The organism is Flavobacteriales bacterium (assembly GCA_025210295.1).
Classification (GTDB): domain Bacteria; phylum Bacteroidota; class Bacteroidia; order Flavobacteriales_D; family Parvicellaceae; genus S010-51.
Window position 1 is genome coordinate 18027 of sequence record JAOASC010000041.1, and the last position, 22274, is coordinate 40300.

General features: G+C 35.3%; 21 protein-coding genes and 5 tRNA genes. 5 read left to right on the forward strand and 21 right to left on the reverse strand.

The genetic code is table 11. The features are described 5' to 3' along the window. Positions 1-78: 78 nt before the first annotated feature. The 16 genes from rpoB to rpsU all read right to left on the reverse strand — a co-directional run bounded on the left by rpoB (position 79) and on the right by rpsU (position 10481). On the reverse strand, positions 79-3891 hold the full coding sequence (rpoB, locus tag N4A35_11965; protein MCT4582123.1) for a DNA-directed RNA polymerase subunit beta: 3813 nt from the start codon (positions 3889-3891) through the stop codon (positions 79-81). A gap of 130 nt (positions 3892-4021) precedes the next feature. After that, positions 4022-4396 (reverse strand): 50S ribosomal protein L7/L12, encoded by a 375-nt coding sequence (gene rplL, locus N4A35_11970; protein MCT4582124.1) that lies wholly within the window; start codon positions 4394-4396, stop codon positions 4022-4024. A gap of 66 nt (positions 4397-4462) precedes the next feature. After that, positions 4463-4981, reverse strand: a complete 519-nt coding sequence (rplJ, locus tag N4A35_11975) for a 50S ribosomal protein L10 (GenBank protein MCT4582125.1) — start codon at positions 4979-4981, stop codon at positions 4463-4465. 20 nt (positions 4982-5001) lie between these two features. Beyond that, positions 5002-5694, reverse strand: a complete 693-nt coding sequence (gene rplA / locus N4A35_11980; GenBank protein ID MCT4582126.1) for a 50S ribosomal protein L1 — start codon at positions 5692-5694, stop codon at positions 5002-5004. A 20-nt stretch (positions 5695-5714) separates the two neighbouring features. Beyond that, positions 5715-6158 carry a 50S ribosomal protein L11 gene (gene rplK / locus N4A35_11985; protein ID MCT4582127.1) on the reverse strand — a complete coding sequence of 148 codons (444 nt, stop codon included), beginning with the start codon at positions 6156-6158 and terminating at the stop codon, positions 5715-5717. A 58-nt stretch (positions 6159-6216) separates the two neighbouring features. Next, positions 6217-6768: a transcription termination/antitermination protein NusG gene (nusG, locus tag N4A35_11990; protein MCT4582128.1), complete on the reverse strand. Its 552-nt coding sequence runs from the start codon at positions 6766-6768 to the stop codon at positions 6217-6219. A gap of 6 nt (positions 6769-6774) precedes the next feature. Continuing rightward, positions 6775-7014, reverse strand: a complete 240-nt coding sequence (gene secE / locus N4A35_11995; protein MCT4582129.1) for a preprotein translocase subunit SecE — start codon at positions 7012-7014, stop codon at positions 6775-6777. 23 nt (positions 7015-7037) lie between these two features. After that, positions 7038-7110 (reverse strand) — tRNA-Trp (locus N4A35_12000). Between the two features lie 69 nt (positions 7111-7179). After that, positions 7180-8367: an elongation factor Tu gene (gene tuf / locus N4A35_12005; GenBank protein ID MCT4582130.1), complete on the reverse strand. Its 1188-nt coding sequence runs from the start codon at positions 8365-8367 to the stop codon at positions 7180-7182. Between the two features lie 58 nt (positions 8368-8425). Beyond that, positions 8426-8497, reverse strand: a tRNA-Thr gene (locus N4A35_12010). 52 nt (positions 8498-8549) lie between these two features. After that, positions 8550-8622 (reverse strand) — tRNA-Gly (locus tag N4A35_12015). Positions 8623-8693: 71 nt separating this feature from the next. Continuing rightward, positions 8694-8775 (reverse strand) — tRNA-Tyr (locus tag N4A35_12020). Between the two features lie 25 nt (positions 8776-8800). After that, positions 8801-8874 (reverse strand) — tRNA-Thr (locus N4A35_12025). Positions 8875-8994: 120 nt separating this feature from the next. Then, positions 8995-9294, reverse strand: coding sequence for a ribosome-associated translation inhibitor RaiA (gene raiA / locus N4A35_12030; GenBank protein MCT4582131.1), 300 nt, complete (start codon positions 9292-9294; stop codon positions 8995-8997). 13 nt (positions 9295-9307) lie between these two features. Further along, complete coding sequence (locus tag N4A35_12035; GenBank protein MCT4582132.1) at positions 9308-10192, reverse strand: tyrosine-type recombinase/integrase; 885 nt, start codon at positions 10190-10192, stop codon at positions 9308-9310. A gap of 97 nt (positions 10193-10289) precedes the next feature. Next, on the reverse strand, positions 10290-10481 hold the full coding sequence (rpsU, locus tag N4A35_12040; GenBank protein ID MCT4582133.1) for a 30S ribosomal protein S21: 192 nt from the start codon (positions 10479-10481) through the stop codon (positions 10290-10292). A 180-nt stretch (positions 10482-10661) separates the two neighbouring features. Between rpsU and N4A35_12045 the strand changes: the two genes are divergently transcribed. Further along, on the forward strand, positions 10662-12596 hold the full coding sequence (locus N4A35_12045; GenBank protein MCT4582134.1) for a YgiQ family radical SAM protein: 1935 nt from the start codon (positions 10662-10664) through the stop codon (positions 12594-12596). Here the strand turns inward: N4A35_12045 and N4A35_12050 are convergent. After that, positions 12593-13462 (reverse strand): universal stress protein, encoded by an 870-nt coding sequence (locus tag N4A35_12050; GenBank protein ID MCT4582135.1) that lies wholly within the window; start codon positions 13460-13462, stop codon positions 12593-12595. The two genes, N4A35_12045 and N4A35_12050, sit on opposite strands and share 4 nt — an antisense overlap. Positions 13463-13645: 183 nt before the next feature. On the opposite strand from N4A35_12050, the gene rpoN reads away from it, so the two are divergent. Continuing rightward, entirely contained in the window at positions 13646-15106 is a 1461-nt protein-coding gene (rpoN, locus tag N4A35_12055; GenBank protein MCT4582136.1) for an RNA polymerase factor sigma-54, read from the forward strand. 20 nt (positions 15107-15126) lie between these two features. Beyond that, entirely contained in the window at positions 15127-15789 is a 663-nt protein-coding gene (locus N4A35_12060) for a hypothetical protein (protein MCT4582137.1), read from the forward strand. Here the strand turns inward: N4A35_12060 and N4A35_12065 are convergent. Continuing rightward, positions 15786-16877 carry a HesA/MoeB/ThiF family protein gene (locus tag N4A35_12065; GenBank protein ID MCT4582138.1) on the reverse strand — a complete coding sequence of 364 codons (1092 nt, stop codon included), beginning with the start codon at positions 16875-16877 and terminating at the stop codon, positions 15786-15788. The genes N4A35_12060 and N4A35_12065 overlap by 4 nt on opposite strands. Before the next feature lie 196 nt (positions 16878-17073). On the opposite strand from N4A35_12065, the gene pdhA reads away from it, so the two are divergent. Both pdhA and N4A35_12075 read left to right on the forward strand, forming a co-directional pair. Then, the gene (pdhA, locus tag N4A35_12070; GenBank protein MCT4582139.1) at positions 17074-18114 is read left to right on the forward strand and encodes a pyruvate dehydrogenase (acetyl-transferring) E1 component subunit alpha; all 1041 of its coding nucleotides are present in this window, start codon (positions 17074-17076) and stop codon (positions 18112-18114) included. 37 nt (positions 18115-18151) lie between these two features. Next, positions 18152-19432, forward strand: coding sequence for a pyruvate dehydrogenase complex dihydrolipoamide acetyltransferase (locus tag N4A35_12075; protein MCT4582140.1), 1281 nt, complete (start codon positions 18152-18154; stop codon positions 19430-19432). Between the two features lie 74 nt (positions 19433-19506). Here the strand turns inward: N4A35_12075 and N4A35_12080 are convergent, their stop codons facing one another. Genes N4A35_12080 through uvrC form a run of 3 tightly spaced genes read right to left on the reverse strand, consistent with a single transcriptional unit; the run spans position 19507 to position 22254 of the window. Further along, positions 19507-20094 (reverse strand): VTT domain-containing protein, encoded by a 588-nt coding sequence (locus N4A35_12080; protein ID MCT4582141.1) that lies wholly within the window; start codon positions 20092-20094, stop codon positions 19507-19509. A gap of 11 nt (positions 20095-20105) precedes the next feature. Beyond that, positions 20106-20393: a hypothetical protein gene (locus N4A35_12085; protein ID MCT4582142.1), complete on the reverse strand. Its 288-nt coding sequence runs from the start codon at positions 20391-20393 to the stop codon at positions 20106-20108. Positions 20394-20451: 58 nt separating this feature from the next. Then, a complete protein-coding gene (uvrC, locus tag N4A35_12090) occupies positions 20452-22254 on the reverse strand; it encodes an excinuclease ABC subunit UvrC (GenBank protein MCT4582143.1) in 1803 nt (600 codons plus the stop codon). Positions 22255-22274: the final 20 nt, after the last annotated feature.

Below are 22274 nucleotides of genomic sequence, written 5' to 3' on the forward strand. Positions count from 1 at the left end.
TGTAAAACAACTATTTTCTAATATTATTCAAAATTCAAATCAACCTAGAAGACTAATGTCTCCTAGGTTTTCATTAAATTAATCTAATGTGATGTTAAGACCTAAACCGCTTAACTCGTTCAACAATACATTGAAAGACTCTGGAATTCCAGGAGTAGGTAAGTTTTTACCTTTTACAATTGCTTCATAAGCTTTTGCTCTTCCAATAACGTCATCCGACTTAACCGTTAAGATTTCTTGTAGGATATTAGATGCTCCAAATGCTTCTAATGCCCATACCTCCATCTCACCAAAACGCTGACCACCAAATTGTGCTTTACCACCTAATGGTTGTTGTGTAATTAATGAGTAAGGTCCAATAGAACGAGCATGCATTTTATCATCTACCATATGACTTAGTTTAATCATATAGATAATTCCTACTGTAGCAGGTTGATCAAATTTCTCTCCTGTTCCACCATCGTATAAGTAAGTTTTACCATTTTTAGGTACTCCTGCCTTATCTGTCAATTCATGAATTTCATCCATGCTTGCACCATCGAAAATTGGAGTTGAGAACTTCGTTCCTAACTTTTCTCCTGCCCAACCTAAAACAGTTTCATAAATCTGTCCTAAGTTCATACGAGAAGGTACCCCTAATGGGTTCAACACGATATCTACAGGCGTTCCATCTTCTAGGAAAGGCATATCTTCTTCACGAACAATACGAGCTACAATACCCTTATTTCCGTGACGTCCTGCCATTTTATCTCCTACTTTTAGTTTTCTTTTCTTCGCTAAGTAAACTTTTGCTAATTGGATAATTCCGTTTGGTAACTCATCTCCAACAGAAATTTTAAACTGTCTTCTTTTATGCTTACCTAAAATATCCGTTGCTTTTAAGTTGAAGTTATGCAATACTCTATCGATTAAAGCATCTATTTCTTCATCTCCAGTCCACCCTTTTGGGTTAATGTGTAAGAAATCAAGGTCTTTTAAGTTTTTCTCTGTAAACTTAACACCTTTCTTCAATACTTCTTCTTTATAGTTATTGAAAACTCCTTTCGACTTCTTGTCTCCAACAATTTCCATTAACTTACCGATAAGTACACCTTTCAATTCATTAACTTCAGCGTTCATCTCTTTTTCGATTTGCTCTAAAAGAGGTTTATCTGCAGCTTTTGATTTTCTATCTTTTACAGATCTAGCGAATAATTTCTTGTCGATCACCACACCTTTAGTAGATGGAGATACTTTTAATGAAGCATCTTTAACATCTCCTGCTTTATCGCCAAAGATCGCTCTTAATAACTTCTCTTCTGGTGACGGGTCACTTTCTCCCTTAGGTGTAATTTTACCGATTAGAATATCTCCAGGCTTAACATCTGCTCCAATTCTAATAATTCCGTTTTCGTCAAGGTCTTTTGTTGCCTCTTCACTAACGTTTGGAATGTCGGCTGTTAATTCTTCAATACCTCTTTTAGTATCTCTTACTTCTAGAGAGTACTCGTCGATATGAATTGAAGTAAAGATATCTTCTTTAACTATCTTTTCTGAGATTACAATCGCATCCTCAAAGTTATATCCTTTCCAAGGCATGAATGCTACTTTAAGGTTTTGACCTAATGCCAATTCTCCTTTTTGAGTTCCATATCCTTCTACTAGTACATCACCTTTCACCAATTTTTGACCTTTGGTTACAACTGGTTTTTGAGTGATTGATGTACCTTGGTTCGTTTTTCTGTTTTTGATTAGTTTATAAACTTTAACATCATTTTCAAAACGAACTAATTGTTCTTCATTAGTAAGGTCATACTTAACATGAATTTCGTTGGCATCCACATATACGACCTCTCCTTCTCCTTCTGCGTGGAATAATACTCTAGAATCTCTTGCGATTAATTCTTCGATACCTGTTCCTACAATTGGAGAGTTTGGTCTTAACAATGGTACTGCTTGACGCTGCATGTTTGATCCCATCAACGCACGGTTGGCATCATCATGCTCCAAGAAAGGGATACAAGATGCTGCAATCGAAGCAATCTGATTGGCTCCAACATCAATATAGTTAATATCTTCTGGTAAAGACATCGGGTAATCTCCTTCGAAACGTGTTTTAACACGCTCAGTTAAGAAATTTCCTTTTTCATCAGTCTTTGCAATCGACTGTGCGATGTTCATGTTATCCTCTTCTTCTGCAGTTAAATAAACAGGATCTTCTGTAATAACGACTTTACCACTTTCTACTTTACGGTATGGCGTTTCGATAAACCCTAGTTTGTTAACTTTTGCATAAACTGCAAGTGAAGAGATCAGACCAATATTTGGTCCCTCAGGTGTTTCAATAGTACACAATCTACCGTAGTGTGTATAGTGAACATCCCTTACCTCGAATCCAGCTCTTTCTCTAGATAAACCACCTGGTCCAAGAGCTGATAATCTTCTTTTGTGTGTTACCTCTGCTAATGGATTTGTTTGATCCATAAATTGAGATAGCTGGTTAGTTCCAAAGAACGAGTTAATTACTGCTGATAATGTTTTAGCATTAATCAAATCGATAGGAGTAAAGACTTCGTTATCTCTAACGTTCATTCTTTCTCTAATTGTTCTAGCCATACGTGCTAGACCAACACCAAATTGATTATGTAATTGTTCTCCAACTGTTCTTACACGTCTATTACTTAAGTGATCAATATCATCGACATCAGTCTTAGAGTTTACTAACTCTATTAAATACTTAACGATAGAGATGATATCATCTTTTGTTAAAACTCTTTGATCAAGCGATTCGTTTAAGTTTAATTTTTTATTAATTCTATAACGACCTACTTCTCCTAAATCATATCGCTGCTCTGAAAAGAATAACTTTTCGATTACCCCTCTTGCTGTTTCTTCATCTGGCGGTTCAGCATTACGTAACAATCTATAGATATATTCTACAGCTTCTTTTTCTGAGTTAGAAGTATCTTTTTGTAAGGTATTATAGATGATTGAGAAATCGGCAGAATTTACATCTTCTTTGTGTAAGATAATTGACTTTACACCTGCTTCTAAGATTTCATCCATGTGTTCTTTTTCAAGAACAGTTTCACGATCTATAATTACTTCATTTCTTTCAATAGAAACAACCTCTCCTGTATCCTCATCAACGAAGTCTTCTACCCAAGTTTTTAATACACGAGCAGCTAACTTTCTTCCTATTATTTTCTTTAATCCTGTTTTAGTAACTTTTACTTCATCTGCTAAATCAAAGATTTCCAAAATTTCTTTATCACTTTGGTAACCAATAGCACGGAAAAGTGTCGTAACAGGTAACTTTTTCTTACGGTCAATGTATGCATACATTACACTGTTAATGTCTGTAGCAAATTCAATCCATGAACCTTTAAATGGAATTACTCTTGCTGAGTATAACTTCGTTCCATTAGCGTGGTGGCTCTGACCAAAGAATACACCAGGAGATCTGTGTAACTGCGAAACAATAACTCTTTCTGCTCCGTTTACAACAAATGAACCTTTAGGTGTCATATATGGTATAGTTCCAAGATAAACTTCTTGAACTATAGTTTCAAAATCTTCATGTTCTGGATCTGTACAATATAGCTTTAAGACAGCTTTTAAAGGTACAGCATATGTTAATCCTCTTTCTACACATTCATCAACGGTGTAACGTGGAGGATCTACAAAATAGTCTAGGAATTCCAATACAAACTGATTTCTTGTATCGGTAATTGGAAAGTTTTCTGAAAAAACTTTAAACAAACCTTCGTCTGAACGATTTTCTGGTGTTGTTTCTAATTGAAAAAACTCTTGGAAAGATTTCAATTGAACATCTAAAAAATCTGGATAATCAATTCGATGCATACTTGATGCAAAGTTGATTCTTTTTGGAATATTAGTTTCGGTTGCCAAGGCTTAAATGTTTAAATTAAACAAATTTCGATCGTTTATTTGTGAAATAGTTACCCTATTATACACAAAAGGGTTTAGGTACATTCCGTCAGACGGAAGTACCTAAACCTTATAGTAATTGATTATATAATTACTTAACTTCTACTTCAGCTCCTGCTTCTTCTAAAGCAGTTTTTAATGCGTCAGCTTCGTCTTTTGAAACTCCTTCTTTAACGTTAGTTGGAGCTGCATCAACTAATTCTTTAGCTTCTTTAAGTCCTAAACCTGCTAATTCTTTAACCGCTTTAACAACTTTTAATTTAGCTGATCCTGCTGCTTTAAGAACTACATCAAATTCAGTTTTTTCTTCAGCTTCAGCACCACCTGCTGCACCACCACCTGCTACTGCAACTGCAGCTGCTGCTGGTTCAATACCGTACTCTTCTTTTAAGATTTCTGCTAATTCGTTTACTTCTTTTACAGTTAAGTTTACTAAACTTTCTGCCATAGCTTTGATATCCGCCATAATAATTTATTTTAGTACTTCCGTACTTGTTTGGTTTTACTTTTTAATTATTCTTTTTATTCTTTTTTATCTTTCAGATAAAGTTTTCACTAATCCTGCAATTGTGCTTCCTCCAGATTGAAGAGCTGACAATACGTTCTTAGCAGGAGATTGTAATAATCCAACAACCTCACCAATCAATTCTTCTTTCGACTTAATGTCTACTAAAGCTTGTAATTGATCGTCACCAATGTATATTGACTCTTCTACGTAGGCAGCTTTTAAAATCGGCTTATCATAATTCTTTCTGAATTCTTTGATAACTTTTGCCGGAGCATTACCTACTTCTGCAAACATAATTGCTGTAGGACCAGCCAAAACATCATACATTTCTGCAAGGTCTTTCCCTTCAACTTTTTCCATTGCTTTTTTAAGCAATGTGTTTTTTACTACGCTTAACTGAACATCTTTTTTGAAGCATGCTCTTCTTAATGAACTTGTAGCCTCAGCTGTTAGTTCAGAAGTGTCTGCAACATAAAATATTCCAGAATTAGCAAGTCTATCAGTTAAGACCTCAATTGCATTTTGTTTTTCTTCTCTGGTCATGTTTCTTCTTTTTTATGCAGTTACGCTTCAATTGATTTAGGTTCAACTTTAATACTTGGGCTCATTGTGCTAGAGATTGATAAACTTTTAATATAAGTTCCTTTAGCAGCAGTTGGCTTTAATTTAATTAAAGTAGAAATTAATTCTTTTGCGTTGTCTGCAATTTTTTCTGATTCGAAAGAAGCTTTACCAACAGCAGCATGTATAATTCCGAATTTATCAACTTTAAAGTCAATTTTTCCAGCTTTTACATCTTTTACTGCTTTCGCTACATCCATAGTTACAGTACCAGTTTTTGGGTTTGGCATTAATCCTCTAGGCCCTAAAATACGTCCTAAAGCTCCTACTTTCCCCATTACTGATGGCATAGTAATGATCACATCTACATCAGTCCAACCACCTTTAATTTTAGTGATAAACTCATCTAGACCTACGTAATCAGCACCAGCTTCCTGCGCTTCTTTTTCCTTATCAGCAGTACATAACACCAATACTTTTACATCTTTCCCTGTTCCGTGAGGTAAAGAAACTGTTCCTCTAACCATTTGGTTAGCTTTTCTTGGATCAACTCCTAACCTAACAGCAACATCTACAGATGGGTCAAAGTTTGTTGATGAAATCTCTTTGATAATTTTAGAAGCTTCTTCTAATGAATATACCTTTTCAGTATCATACTTAGCTAAGGCTTCTTTTCTCTTCTTCGTCAGTGCCATAATTTTTCTGTTTATTCAGATTATACTTCCCAAGGAGCAGTTCCTTTAACTGTTAACCCCATACTTCTCGCTGTTCCAGCTACCATTTTCATTCCTGAATGAACAGTAAAACAGTTTAAATCAGCCATTTTATCTTCAGCAATAGCTTGAACTTGTTCCCAAGTTACAGACCCTACTTTAGATTTATTTGATTCTGAAGACCCCTTTTTAATTTTAGCCGCTTCCATTAACTGGACTGCCGCTGGAGGAGTTTTAATAACAAAATCAAATGACTTGTCGGAATATACAGTGATTACAGCAGGCAACACTTTCCCAGCTTTATCTTGAGTTCTAGCATTAAACTGCTTACAGAACTCCATGATATTTACACCCTTAGCACCTAATGCAGGTCCTACTGGTGGCGAAGGATTTGCAGCTCCACCTTTAATCTGAAGTTTGATTAATCCACTTACTTCTTTTGCCATTGTTATTTATTTATTTCGTGTTTTCGTCGGGAAGCTTTAATCGACTAGCACACTATCTTTAATTCTCTTTTTGTACTTGCATATAATTAAGTTCTAATGGCGTTTTACGTCCAAAAATCTTAACCATAACTTTTAGTTTTTTCTTTTCTTCGTTGATTTCTTCAATAATACCGTTGAAGTTATTAAATGGTCCATCTATTACCTTAACAGACTCACCTACAACATAAGGGATGTTCATTTCTTCATCAGCCTCTGCTAACTCATCAACTTTCCCTAAAATTCGATTTACCTCAGACTCTCTCATTGGCAAAGGATCTCCTCCTTTCTCTCCACCTAAGAAACCGATAATATTATTAGTAGATTGAATAACGTGTTCTACCTCTCCGACCAAAGCTGCTTCGATTAAAACGTAACCAGGAAGATAGTTTTTTTCTTTACTAATCTTCTTTCCATTTCTAATTTGATAAACTTTTTCGGTTGGAATAAGTATTTGCTCAACGTAATCAGAAAGTTTTTGTCTTTCTATTTCAAGTTCAAGTTGTTCTTTAACTTTCTTCTCTTTACCACTTATGGCACGGATAACGTACCATCTTTTCTTTACTTCAGCCATTACTCTTTATTTAGAAGAAGGATTAAACATTTCATAAAAGAACCCTAACATACCTTTCCAAAAACCTTCTTCACCAGCAGGCCAGATTCCAAAAACAAAATCCATAACCCAAACCATTAAAGAAATAATCACACTTGTAACCAAAACAATAATTGCACTAGTTTGTAATTCTTTCCAAGTAGGCCATGAAACCTTATTTAGCAACTCAAAAGCTGCATCTTGTATATATGCTTTAATTCCTGCCACAACTATTTATTTGTTTTTTAATGCACGGATGGAGAGACTCGAACTCCCGACACCTGGTTTTGGAGACCAGTGCTCTACCAACTGAGCTACATCCGTAATATGACAAAAAGGCAATCCGCCATTCGGCGGACACCTTTGTCATTTATTCTGTTTGAATAATCTTTCTTATCCTAAGATTTCAGTTACCTGACCAGCTCCTACTGTTCTACCTCCCTCACGGATTGCAAAACGTAAACCTTTATCCATCGCTACTGGTGTGATTAACTCAACATCAATAGTTACGTTATCTCCAGGCATTACCATCTCACGACCAGCTTCTAAGTTAATAGTTCCTGTAACGTCTAATGTTCTGAAATAGAACTGAGGACGGTATCTGTTATGGAATGGAGTGTGACGTCCACCTTCTTCTTTCTTCAATACATAAACCTCAGCTTTAAACTTGCTATGAGGAGTAATTGAACCTGGCTTAGCGATTACCATCCCTCTTTTGATATCTGATTTATCGATACCTCTTAATAAAAGACCAACGTTCTCACCTGCTCTTCCCTCATCTAAGATCTTACGGAACATCTCAACTCCTGTTACTGTTGAAGTCATTTTCCCGTTATCAGCTTGTAATCCGATAATCTCAACTGGATCTCCTGTATTAACAATTCCTGTTTCAATTGCACCTGTAGCAACTGTTCCACGTCCTGTAATAGAGAATACATCCTCTACAGACATCAAGAATGGTTTCTCAACATCACGCTCTGGAGTTGGGATCCACTCATCAACTTTATCCATTAACGCTTGAACTGACTCAACCCATTTAGCTTCTCCATTTAAAGCTCCTAATGCAGAACCTTTCATGATTGGAGTATCATTATAGTCATAAGACTCTAATAACTCTTCTAACTCCATCTCTACTAACTCTAACAACTCCTCATCATCAACCATATCCACTTTATTCATGAATACAACCAATTTAGGAACGTTTACCTGTCTAGACAATAAGATATGCTCTCTTGTTTGAGGCATTGGACCATCTGTAGCAGCACAAACTAATATCGCACCATCCATTTGAGCAGCTCCAGTAACCATGTTCTTTACATAATCGGCGTGACCTGGACAATCAACGTGAGCATAGTGTCTTGCTGATGTTTCATACTCAATGTGAGCTGTATTAATTGTAATTCCTCTTTCTTTCTCCTCTGGAGCGTTATCAATTTGAGAGAAATCTCTTACTTCAGCCAAACCAGCGTCTGACAAAACTTTAGAAATTGCAGCAGTAAGAGTTGTCTTACCGTGATCCACGTGACCTATTGTACCAATATTCACGTGAGGTTTAGTACGTTCGAAGGTTTCTTTAGCCATCTTTACTTTGTTTTATTTATTTATTAATTATATACTTATTTACCATCACTAACAAAAGAGCCAATGACGGGAATTGAACCCGTGACCTCTTCCTTACCAAGGAAACGCTCTACCCCTGAGCTACACCGGCTTCAAAAACACAAAAAGGAGAACTAGTTACCCAATTCTCCTTTAAGTCACAGAGCGGGAGACGAGATTCGAACTCGCGACCCTCAGCTTGGAAGGCTGATGCTCTACCAGCTGAGCTACTCCCGCTTTTCAGAGTTCAAAGGTAGAATTAATTTTCAAACTCACAAAACTTTTTTTGAGTTTTTTTAATTCTTTTGTGGGGAGAGCAGGATTCGAACCTACGAAGGCTTGGCCAGCAGATTTACAGTCTGCCCTCGTTGACCGCTTGAGTATCTCCCCAACAATTCTACTTAGAGAACTTGAGAGCCAATGGAGGGACTCGAACCCACGACCTGCTGATTACAAATCAGCTGCTCTAGCCAGCTGAGCTACATTGGCGATTTTTTTATGTTTTTCTTTGTAAGAACGTGTCCCTTTGTTTAAAAAGGTCTGCAAATGTAAGAACAATTTTTACATCTACAAACCTTTTCGCAAAAAAAAATCACTTTTTTTTATTTTTTATTTAGAATGAAGCTTTTCTTTATACTTTACCAACTGTCTCCTTAAAGCCTCAACTGACTCATCTGCAGCCTCTTCGAATGATTTGCACTGCTTTTTCGCAAAAATCTCTTTACCTGGTAATAAAATTTTAATTTCTACTGTTTTATTTTCAAAAGACTCTGATTTTTCTACTTTCAAAAATGATTCCGCACCAACAATATTATCAAAATACTGTTCTAACTTCCCTACTCTTTCTTCTACAAATGCAACTAACTTCTTATCTGCATCAAAATTTACTGATTGAATCTTTATATCCATGTTGTTTAATTTTTTAATCACCACTTCTTGGGTGAGCTTGTTTATATATACCTTTTAACTTCTCAATCGAATTGTGAGTATAAACTTGCGTCGCAGACAAATCAGCATGACCTAAAATTTCCTTTATAGCATTTAAATCTGCTCCAGCATTTAGCATTTGCGTCGCAAAAGTGTGCCTCAACACGTGAGGACTCCTATCTTTTTGAGTAGTTACTAGACTAAGATAATATTTTACCTTCCTAAAAACAAACTTTTCATATAATTTGTCCCCCTTATCTGTAACTAATAAAAAGGAACTACTTCCACTAAAAAAACCAGCTTCCTTTTTTAAGACTACATATTCTTTAATTAATTTTAACAATTTATCTGAAATAGGAATATATCTTTCTTTGTTTCTTTTCCCAATAACTTTTACTGTATCTACACCAACATCTGCTTCCTTTATATGAATTAACTCACTCAATCGCATACCTGTGTAATACAATAAATAAAGAATCACCTTATCGCGTCCTCCTTTAAAGTTTTTTTCAAAAACATCATCTTTCAACAAACGGTCCATCTCTGTTGCTCGTACAAAAGCGGGTGTTTTTTTCGCCGTTTTCAACACTTTAATATCTTGAACAGGAGAAACCTCAACCCTCCCTTGCTGAATTAAATACCTGTAAAAAGATTTTACTGCACTCAACTTTCTATTTACTGATCTTTCTGCAATACCCATTTCCAGCAATACAACCAGCCAACTCCTTACCCTACTCGTTTCTGCATCTATCACAGCAACATCAAACTCTTGAAGATAAGCGATATACTGATTGAGATCTTTCTCATAAGCAGTTAATGTATGAACAGAGAACCTCCTTTCATTCTTTAAATAGTTATAAAAAAGCTTTAACTCATCCATAATTCCAATACCTAACTAGCTAAATTTAGACAAAAAAAAAGAGAAAGTTTTAAAACTTTCTCTTTTTTAATCTATATAATTAATGTATAAAACTATACTAAGCTTCCTCTCTTCTTAATCCCTCAATGTATGAAGCTTTAATAATTTCCTGTCTTCTTTCAACAGAAGGCTTAGTAAACTGTTTGCGAGAACGTAATTCTCTCAAAACTTTAGTTCTATCAAATTTCTTTTTGTATCTCTTAAGAGCTCTTTCAATTGACTCTCCTTCTTTTACTGGTATCTGTAACATATCTAATACTAATTTTCTATAATCTAAAACCCCTGATTTTTAATAAGGAAGTGCAAAGATAGCACGAATTTTATTTATTCAAAACTTTTTAGCCAAATTTAATTGTTTTTTTCACATTTCTCTTTTTTTTTAACCATTTTAGAAAACATAGCACAAGTTTGTACTTACTTTTACATCATTATGGAAAACCAACGACCAATAACAGACTGGCTCCCAACAACCATGAAGGAAGTCAAAAAAAGAGACTGGGAAGAACTTGATGTTGTTCTTATTTCTGGAGATTCCTATGTAGACCACCCCTCATTTGGCACAGCGGTTATTGGCCGCATTATTGAAGACGAAGGATTTAAAGTCGCAATTCTTGCTCAACCTAACTGGACCGATGATTTACGAGATTTCAAAAAATTTGGGAAGCCTAAATATTTCTTTGGAATTACTTCTGGGTGTATGGACTCAATGGTAAACCATTATACAGCTAGTAAACGTAAACGATCTACTGATGCATATACAGCTGGAGGACAATCTGGACACCGCCCAGATTATGCTGTTAACACTTATTCTAAAATCATTAAGAAACTCTACCCAGACACACCTGTATTAATTGGCGGAATCGAAGCCTCTCTTAGGAGAGTTACTCATTATGATTATTGGTCAGATAGATTAGCCCCATCTATTTTATCGAGTAGTTTAGCAGACCTATTAGTATATGGAATGGGTGAACAACCATTAAGAGAAGTACTACAACTTTTAAAAAAAGGGGTTCCTTTCCATCAATTAACAATGGTAAAGCAAACCGCCTACCTTAGACCTAAAACCGACAACATTCCCAAAAATAAAAACTGGGATGACATTACATTAAATGCGCATGAGCAATGTTTGAAAGATAAAAAAGCTTTTGCTTCCAACTTTAAGCACATAGAACAGGAGTCTAACAAAACATTTGCCAAAAGAATTATACAAGAGGTAAACAACAATAACCTCATCATCAATCCTCCTTTTCAAACAATGACCGAAAAGGAAATCGACCATTCTTTTGACTTACCCTACACACGTCTTCCTCATCCTAAATATAAAAAAAGGGGGGCTATACCAGCCTACGAAATGATTAAATTCTCTATTAACATGCATAGAGGTTGTTTTGGTGGATGTAGTTTTTGTACCATATCAGCTCATCAAGGTAAATTTATTGCTAGTCGTTCAGAGCAGTCCATCCTAAAAGAGGTCGATCAAGTTACAGAAATGAATGACTTTAAAGGTTACATCTCTGATATTGGAGGCCCCTCAGCCAACATGTATCAATTAAAAGGTAAAGACCTAGCTATATGTGATAAATGCGTAGCACCTTCTTGTATCCATCCTGTAATATGTTCTAACCTAGATACAGACCATAGCGCCATGACCAGTCTATATCAAAAGGTAGACGCGCACCCCAAAGTAAAAAAAGCATTTGTTGGAAGTGGAATTCGTTATGATTTACTCACTCCAAGCTACAACAAAAAAGGAGATCAGGAGACGATGTTGCAGTACATGACTCAACTTCAAAAGAGACATGTATCTGGCCGATTAAAAGTAGCCCCTGAACACACAGCCTCAGACACATTAAGATTAATGAGAAAACCTTCCTTTGATCACTTTAAGTCTTTTAAAAAAATTTATGATAAAATTGATGACAAGTTTAACTTAAATCAAAAACTAATTCCTTACTTTATTTCCAGCCATCCAGGTTGTGAAGAAGAAGACATGGCCAATCTAGCTGTAGAAACTAAAGAATTAGGCTTTGAGTTAGAACAAGTACAAGATTTCACTCCAACCCCAATGACTGTAGCCACAGTTATTTATTATTCAGGCTACCATCCCTATACATTAAAACCTTATTACACTCCAAAATCGAAAAAAGAAAAACAAAAACAACATCGTTTCTTCTTTTGGTACAAAAAAGAAAATCAAGATTGGATTAAAAGCAAACTTGTAAACGCTAAAGACCATACACTTTTAGACCGATTATTAAAAAAGGACAACAACAAACCTAAATGGTTAAAAGACAAGCATAATCAGAGAGCAAAGCCCGTGAATAAGAAATCAAAAATGTTTAGAAAGAAAACTAAAAAGCGTTAAACATTTAAAGTTAAAACGGGAACTTTAGCGTGATTTACCAACACTTCTGTAGTTCTGAACTCCACAATGCTTTTTAACAGACCATAATGGTGATTTGAAACTGCAATTAAATCTACATTATTCAGATTAGCGTAGCTCAGCACCCCATCTTCAACGGTAAAATGATTATATATTTCAATTTTATAATTCTTAATACCGTGTTGTATGGCAACCTTAGTAATTCGTTCTACACAAGAGGTGGTATCTTCAAAATAATGTGGAGTATTAATATACAATAGATGAACAGAAGCATCTAGATATCCTGCTAGAATTTTAACTTGTTCTAAGTTATCATTCTCAGACTCCACTCTAAAATCGGAGGCATAAATTAGGTTATCCACTTTAAAACTATCTCCAGCTGTTTTTCTCAAACTCAACACTGGACATGGTGCATTTCTTGTAACCCATTGTGTCACAGACCCAACAAAGGCTTCTTTTAACCCACTTGCTCCATTAGTCCCCATAACAATTAGGCTAGCCTTAACTTTTTGAGCTTCTTCTAAAATTTTATCTGCGGAATTCCCAAAAAGCAGAACAGATGAAGTCTTTATTCCCTTATTTGCACCTTCCTGCTCTATCACTGCAACTGCTTCTTCAAATCGATTAGCTCCAGCTGTTTCTGTTACAACTCTGGGCAATTTTGGCAACAAGGGAAAAGTCTCCACAGCATCAGAAAAATGTTTTTCTGATTCCCACTTAAATATTGTATCGCTTACTACATGGACAATTCTTAATTCTGCACTAAATAACTTAGCCAAGCTAAACGCAACTTTTTGGGCTTCATTAGCACATTCTGAAAAATCTGTGGGGAATAAAATAGTATTCATCGTCTTATTTTTTATGGGATAACCCAAATATACTTAATTTATTTTTCTTAAAAAGTAACAAAAATCATGAAAACCATCACTCAATAAATTTATGGTATCATTTAATATCTAAAGTATTGTAGTATTTTTTATATTTGTCTATAAACTAACCCCGAGATACAAAGCTTAAACAACGAAAAAGACATGGCATTAAAACAGTCACTACAACATAAATTACTTCAAAAACTTTCTCCTCAGCAAATTCAACTTATGAAGTTGCTTCAAGTTCCTACTATTGAACTAGAACAACGAATCAAACAAGAGATTGAAGAGAATCCAGCCTTAGAAGAGGGACTGGAGGAGCTTCACAACGAGGACAAAGACCTAAACAACACCGAAGAATTAGACTTAAGTAAAGAGGATTTAGATGATTCTAGGGATGATTTTAATATTGATGACTATCTAGATGATGAAACCCCATCATATAAAACATCAACAAGTAACTATAGTGCCGATGATGATGAAAAAGCTGTTCCACTTTCTGGTGGTGCAACTTTTCAAGAGTTGTTAGAAAAACAAGTTGAACTCAGGATTAAGGATGACACTCAAATAGAAATTGCCTACCAAATTATTGGGAACCTTGATGATTCTGGCTATTTAAGACGAGAACTTTTTAACATTGTTGACGACTTAGCTTTTAGCCAAAACATTATGGTTACTGAGGCAGAAGTCGAAGCAGTTCTAAAAGAGATTCAAGATCTTGAGCCTGCTGGTGTTGGAGGAAGAAATCTACAAGAATGTTTATTAATTCAATTGAGAAAGAAAAAGAAAACAATTGAAATAAAGACCGCAGAGGTTCTTATTGAGAATCATTTTGAAGAGTTTACCAAAAAACACTATTCCAAAATCATTAAGAAGCTTGACATTTCTGAAGACGATTTAAAAGATGCTATAGCTGAGATTACCAAACTTAATCCTAAACCAGGAAACTCAATTAGAGAAACAAGCAAAGCTATACAACACATCATTCCAGATTTCATAATCAATGAAGACAATGGGGACTTAAACCTGAGTTTGAACTCTAGAAATGCTCCTCAATTAAAAGTCAGCCGTCAATATGCGGAGATGCTAAAGGGATATGCTGCAAGTGAACGCTCTAAAAAAGATAAGGAGGCCATACAGTTTGTTAGGCAAAAAATTGATGCTGCAAAATGGTTTATTGACGCCATCAAACAACGACAACAAACTTTACTTTACACCATGAACGCTATCATGGAGTACCAGAAAGAGTTTTTTCTTACTGGCGATGAAACGAAATTAAAGCCTATGATTCTGAAAGATATTGCAGATATAATCGATATGGATATCTCAACAGTATCGAGGGTTGCCAACAGTAAATATGTTCAAACTCCTTACGGCACCTTTTTACTTAAATTCTTCTTCAGCGAATCTTTAAGTACTGAAAGCGGAGAAGAGGTTTCTACAAGAGAGGTGAAACGTATTTTACAAGATGCCATTGAAGAAGAAAACAAAAAGAAACCTTTAACAGATGAAAAACTAGCGAATCTATTGAAAGAAAAAGGTTATAATATTGCACGAAGAACAGTTGCTAAATACAGAGAGCAGCTAGACATTCCTGTTGCACGTTTAAGAAAAGAACTTTAAGTATCAACTCCTAGATTTCTATGCGACTGATTAGTCATTTTTTGTCATTGGTACTACATCCTATATTCATTCCATTGTACGGGATATTATTGTTTACACAAATTGAGCACAACAGTACAATTAACTTGAGAGCACTTGAGTCTGTTGATTATTTTAAGTTAGCGTTATCTCCCATCTTATTATTTTCAATAGTATTTCCTTTGTTTAGCTTAATGATAATGTATAACTCTAAAATGATTGCTTCTTTTAGAGTTGAAAGTCAAAAAGAGCGGATACCTGTTCTTTTTCTCTCTTGTATTTATTATGGTATTACCTATTATTTTGTTCGGTCTTTAGACATTGCCTACTACCATTCATTTTTCGGTTTATTTTTAAGCTTCTTAACTGGAGGGTTGATTTTAGCACTATTAAGTTTACTCATTACCCCAAGATGGAAAATTAGCCTTCACAGTATAGGGATTGGAGCGCTAGCTGGTGGGTTTATTGGCTTCACTCAGGAGCTACAACCAATGGCTAATTTAAACACTTTTATTCTCATCAATGTCATGCTTATTGTAGCAGTCGGTATATTGGCTTCAGCACGCTTAATACTTAAGGCTCATACTATTAACCAAGTTCTTATCGGAAGTCTTTTGGGGGTATTTACTGAATACATGATGGTTGCCAATCACTTTTGGATTTAAATACTATAATTTAGCACTCCTCCCTTTAGATTGATTAACTTATCAAATCCATAATTTTTATTTAAAAAATGTATCGCTTGCTGACTTCTACCACCTGTTTGACAAAAGACTACAACATTTTTATTTTTAGGAATGCTTTCATACGCCTCTTCTAAGTCATCTATTGCTATTTCAATCGCATTTAACTTTTCTATTCTAGGTTGCTCCCATGTTTCCCTCACATCTAAAAACACATAATTAGCATCATTAACTAGTGCTAAAGCATCTTCCAACTCAAGTTCTTGATGGTTATTTCCATTAGCGACATTACAAAACACATCATAATCTTGCAACAATCCTTTTTTTAACACAGCTTCTATTGATTTAGTATTTCTATTGACTTGCAATGTTGTTACTCCTCCCCCTAATAAGTCGATAACTTTCAGTTTTCCACTTAAGACTGTCCCTATTTGTAATATCATCTTTAAGACTTCATTGGCCTGAAAAGTACCTAAAACGCCAGGAAGCACACCTAAAACACCAACTTCTGAGCAATTGGGTAATTGATTAGCTTTAGGCGGTTCAGGAAAAAGGCAACGATAGGATGGGCCATTTTGATAATTAAAAACACTCAATTGGCCTTCAAATTTAAAAATGGAAGCATAAACAAATGGTTTATTCAGTAAAACACAAGCATCATTAATCAAATATCGGGTTGAAAAATTATCGGTCCCATCTACGATTACATCATATTTTTCTATAATTGTTAAGGCATTCTCCACATGAAGCCACTCTTGATATTTATCAAACTGAATCAAAGCATTTTGTTGCGAAAGGCGCTCTACAGCGGCATCAACTTTAAGCTGGCCAACATCTTGATTAGTATAAAGTATTTGACGTTGTAAGTTCGACTCTGAAACACGGTCACCATCTACCAGTCCTATTCGTCCTACGCCAGCAGCTACTAAATATTGTAACACAGGACAACCTAGTCCTCCAGCTCCCACCACCAAAACTTTAGCAGTTTTTAATCGCTCTTGCCCCAACTCGCCAATTTCTTCTAATTTTATATGGCGATCATATCTATTTTTCTCCTGATTTGTCAACATTTATTCAACAGCTAATCTTCTCGCATTTTACAATAAAAATTCACTTTCAAAGGTACAACATAAAGCAGCATAATTCTCATCTATTTTAAATTATCATTTACTGTTTTATGAATCCTATCATTTTTTACATTATCAAACCTAAGAATAACAATGAATAATTATATATTTGTATGTTACATTAAACTAAAAACGCACTATGGCAACTAAAACTAAGGATACCAACAGTACTCAGTCTGTTTCTAAAGGGCTTAAGTACTCGAAAGAGCAGTACCTAAAATGGTATGAAGACATGCTGATGATGAGAAAAGTGGAAGAAATGGTCGGAAACTTATACATCAAACAAAAATTTGGAGGATTTTGTCACCTCTACATTGGCCAAGAAGCCTTAGTTACTGGTACAGCATCTGCTTGCCAGAAAGACGATAAACATATTACAGCATATAGAGATCATGCTCACCCAATAGCATTAGGGGTACACCCTAAATATATGATGGCTGAATTGTATGGGAAAAAGACAGGAATGTCAAAAGGAAAAGGAGGATCAATGCACATGTTCCATAAAGAGGTTAACCTAATGGGGGGACATGGAATTGTAGGTGCTCAAATTGCAATGGGAGCTGGAATTGCTTTTGCTGAACAATATAAAGGGACAAAAAATGTTACCTTTTGCTCTTTTGGTGACGGAGCTGCTAGACAAGGAATCTTGCATGAGACTTTCAACATGGCAATGAACTGGAAATTACCTGTCGTATTTATTATTGAAAATAATAATTATGCAATGGGAACTTCGGTTGCTCGAACAACTAATGTTGAAGACATGTCTAAAATTGGACTTTCATACGAAATGCCTTCATTTGTTGTTGACGGAATGACTGTTGAAGCTGTTCATGAAGCTATTGCTGATGCTTGTGAACATGTTAGAGCTGGAAAAGGACCAGTTTTATTAGATGTTAGAACTTACCGTTACAAAGGACACTCAATGTCTGACCCTCAAAAATACAGAACTAAAGAAGAGGTAGAAGAGTACAAAGGCGAGGATCCTATTACAAAAGTGCTAAACACCATAAAAGAACACAACCTTGCTAATGAGGAGGAAATCAAAGCAATTCAAAAGCATGTAAAAGAAACTGTTGCTGAATCGGTAAAATTTGCTGAAGAATCTCCAGATCCAGAACCACACGAATTATATGAGGATGTTTATGTTGAAGAATATCCTTTCGTAAAAGAATATAACTAAGATTAAATTATACTACACATTAAAATAAATTATTAAAATGGCTGAAATTGTAAGAATGCCTAAACTAAGTGACACCATGACTGAAGGTGTTATTGCTGAGTGGCACAAAAATATTGGTGACGCTGTAGAATCGGGAGACTTATTAGCTGAGATAGAAACGGATAAAGCAACAATGGAATTTGAAGCTTTTGAGGAAGGGGTTCTATTGCATATTGGAGTTGAAAAAGGAGGATCTGCGCCAGTTGACTCTGTTTTAGCAATATTAGGAGAAGAAGGTGAAGACATCTCTAGTTTGTTAGAAGAGTTAAAAAACGAGCAACCTGCTGAAGTAAAGGAAACTGAAGCTCCTGCTAAAACCACTCCAAGTACTCCAAAGCCAGCACCTGCTCCAAAGGCAGAAGCTCCTAAACCGGCTCCTGTTGTTGCTCAAACACCAGCTACAACCTACCCACCTGCTAGTTCTGTTGCTGATGGTAGATTAAAAATTTCTCCACTTGCTAAAAAATTAGCTGACGAAAGAGGCATTAACCCAGCGTTTTTAAGTGGAACTGGTGAATCAGGTAGAATCATCAAAAGAGACATTGACAATTACAATGGTTCAGGAAATACTTTTGTTGGAGTAGAAAGTTTTAGAGACGAGCCAGTTTCTCAGATGAGAAAAGTAATTGCATCTAGATTAGGGGAAAGTAAATTCACTGCTCCTCACTTCTATTTAACTGTATCCATTGATATGGATAATGCTATTGAGGCGCGTAAATCTATCAATGCAATGATTGCTCCTCAGAAAGTTTCTTTTAACGATATGGTTATCAAAGCTGTTGCTACAGCATTAAAAGAACACCCTGCCGTAAATGCAGCTTGGTATGGAGACTTTATTCGTACCAACGAGCATGTTCATATTGGTGTTGCCGTTGCTGTTCCTGACGGGCTTTTAGTACCTGTTGTTCGATTTGCTGATGGAAAATCCTTAACACAAATTGGTGCAGAAGTAAAAGATTATGCTCAAAAAGCTAAGGCTAAGAAATTACAACCTGAAGACTGGCAAGGAAACACCTTTACCATTTCTAATTTAGGAATGTTCGGAATTGAAGAGTTTACAGCTATTATCAACTCTCCTGACGCTGCGATATTAGCGGTTGGAGGTATTAGCCAAGTTCCTGTTGTTAAAAATGGTGAAATTGTCCCTGGAAATGTAATGAAAGTAACCTTAAGTTGTGACCACAGAGTTATAGATGGTGCAGTTGGTTCAGCTTTCCTAAATACGTTTAAGAACTATATGGAAAACCCAGTATTATTATTAGGAAAACAAAATATCTAATGATAAGTTTGAAACTATAAAAATACCAAAAGCCCATTCAGTTGAATGGGCTTTTTTTATATCCTCCCTAATATTTAAAACAGTAATTCCATCAGCTCTACTCCAGTAAAGACATACACACTTACCAATACCAATTCTCCTAATAATACTGCAAGAAAAAACTTCCAATAACTATAACTCGTACTTCCTGCTACAAAACAAATTAAATCCGTCGGGACAGCAGGAAAGAATGACCATAATAAAACAATCCAAAAACCATAAGTTTCCATTTTTTCTTCTACCATTTGAACTTTACTAGACGTCTTTCCAAACAATGTAGAGGGCGTTAAAAACGAAGCTGAATAATACATCAATGTGGCCCCTATTTGTATCCCTACCAACGAAATCAATAAAACAAAAAAAGGATTTTCGGGGTATAGTGCGATACCTAACACTACAAAAATAGTACTTGGCAATAAGAAAAGTGCTCTTATACTAGACCCTATAACATAAAAAATCAATATTGAGGTTGCGTTTTCTCCTAGGAATGCCTGAATGGCTGTAGCTGTAAATGAAGCTGGTGAGACAAAATAAAACAACAACACTACAACAGCCAAAGTAAGCCACACCCACCTTAACACTTTTTTTAACAACAATAATTTACGATCACTTATGGAAGTCATGATAAAAAAGCTTACTTCCTAAACCACTTTTTCCAGAACGGATCAGCTGTTTTCTTTTTCTTCAAACGATTCGAACGCTTTTGCTGCTTCTTCATTCGTTTGCGAGTTTCCTTACTTTGGATACTCTGATGATGTTTGGTTAATTCTTTTTCTGCTTGTTTTCGTTCTTTTGCTCGTTGCTTTTCTTTTTTCTCAAAGATTTTATTTTTAGGCTCAGGCCCATTTTCCTGTGCATAACTTCTGGATGTCATAAACAATGACAACCCCAAAAACAAACATATCGTAGCAATTAACTTCATAAGCTATAACCTAAACGTCTAAGGTAATGGTTTTGTTACAAAATTTCCCCCTGAACTATTATTTTTTATGTAAGGCATTATAAACAATTTTAGCTTTTGCTGAACCAATCATGATTGTTAAATCTTCCAAACTTGCTGCTTTAATTCTTTTCACAGACTTAAATTTTCGGATCAGTGTTTCTTGCGTTTTTGCGCCTACTCCTTTTATTTTCAAGAGCTCTGATTTGACTGTCCCTTTTCTCCTTTTACTTCTATGATGTGTAATCCCAAAGCGATGCGCTTCATTTCTTAAATACTGAATCGTTTTTAATGACTCTGAACGTTTATCAATATAAATTGGCAAAGAATCTCCGGGAAAATAAATTTCCTCTAAACGTTTTGCAATACCTACAATAGCTATCTTTCCAAGTAAATCTAGTGTTTTTAAACTTTTTACAGCCGAACTCAATTGCCCTTTTCCTCCATCAATTACAATTAGCTGTGGTAAAGACTCTTGTTCATCTTTTAAACGTTTATACCTTCTATACACAACTTCTTCCATAGAAGCAAAATCATCTGGACCGACTACAGTTTTAATATTAAAATGTCGATAATCTTTTTTGCTTGGTTTAGCATCTTTAAACACCACACATGCAGCTACAGGATTGGTTCCTTGAAAATTTGAATTGTCAAAACATTCAATATGCCTTGGCACCTCTTTTAACCTTAAGTCACGTTTAATTGTTTCAAGAATACGTAACGTATTTTGCTCTGGGTCTGTATTTTTTTGTTGTTTCTGCTTTTCAAGCTTGGTAGCATTAGCATTCACAAATGATAAATTAGACAATTCCTTTTTGGCCCCTTTTAAGGGGATTGTAAATTTAACATCCTCTAACTCTATTGGTAGTGGTTCAGGAATAATAATTTCTTTTGTATCAGATGGAAAACGGTTTCTAATTTCGACGATCCCCCATGCCAATAAATCGATATTGTCTTCGTCTAATTTCTTTTTGATTTCTAAAGTATAACTTTGAATAATTGCCCCATTAATTACTTTTAGATAATTAATATAAGCCGTATTGATATCGCTATCTATATTGAAAACATCAACATCTTTGACAGTAGCGCTAACCACAGTCGATTTTGCTTGAAATTTTTCGATATGGAGTAATTTTTCTTTCAATTCAGCAGCGGTTTCAAACTCTAGCTTTTCGGCATGCGCTTTCATTTTTGCCCGCAACTCATCTACGACTGTTTTGGTGTTCCCTTTTAAAACACTTTTCACATTATTTAAACGGCTTTTATACTCCGTATGCGAAACCATTCCCTGGCAGCAGCCTTTACAATTTCCAATGTAGTATTCAACGGAAGTTTTAAATTCTCGTTTCCCTATATTTTCATCAGTTAATTTATGCGTACAGCTTCTAATATCAAAACTGTTTTTAAAAAGTTCTAATAGTGTTTTGACTGTAGTGACAGAATGAAATGGTCCAAAATATTCTCCTGTCCCTTTTTCTACTCTCCTTACATACTCAATTCTAGGAAACGGTTCCTTTTTTATACGAATCCAAGGATAAGTTTTATCGTCTTTTAATTGAATGTTGTATTTAGGCTGAAACTTTTTAATCAATGAATTTTCCAATAAAAGCGCATCCATTTCAGTGGCCACTTTAATGGTTTTAATCGTGACGATTTTTTTGACTAAAATTCTGGTCTTAGCATTATGTTGTGCATTAGCATTAAAATAAGAACTTACCCTATTTTTTAAGCTTTTGGCTTTCCCCACATAAATCACAATACCATCCTTATCAAAATATTGATAAACTCCTGGTGTAGAGGGTAATGTTTTGATGATGTTTGTTATGTGTGTTGATTTACTCATTAATTAAGTTCATCAAAGAT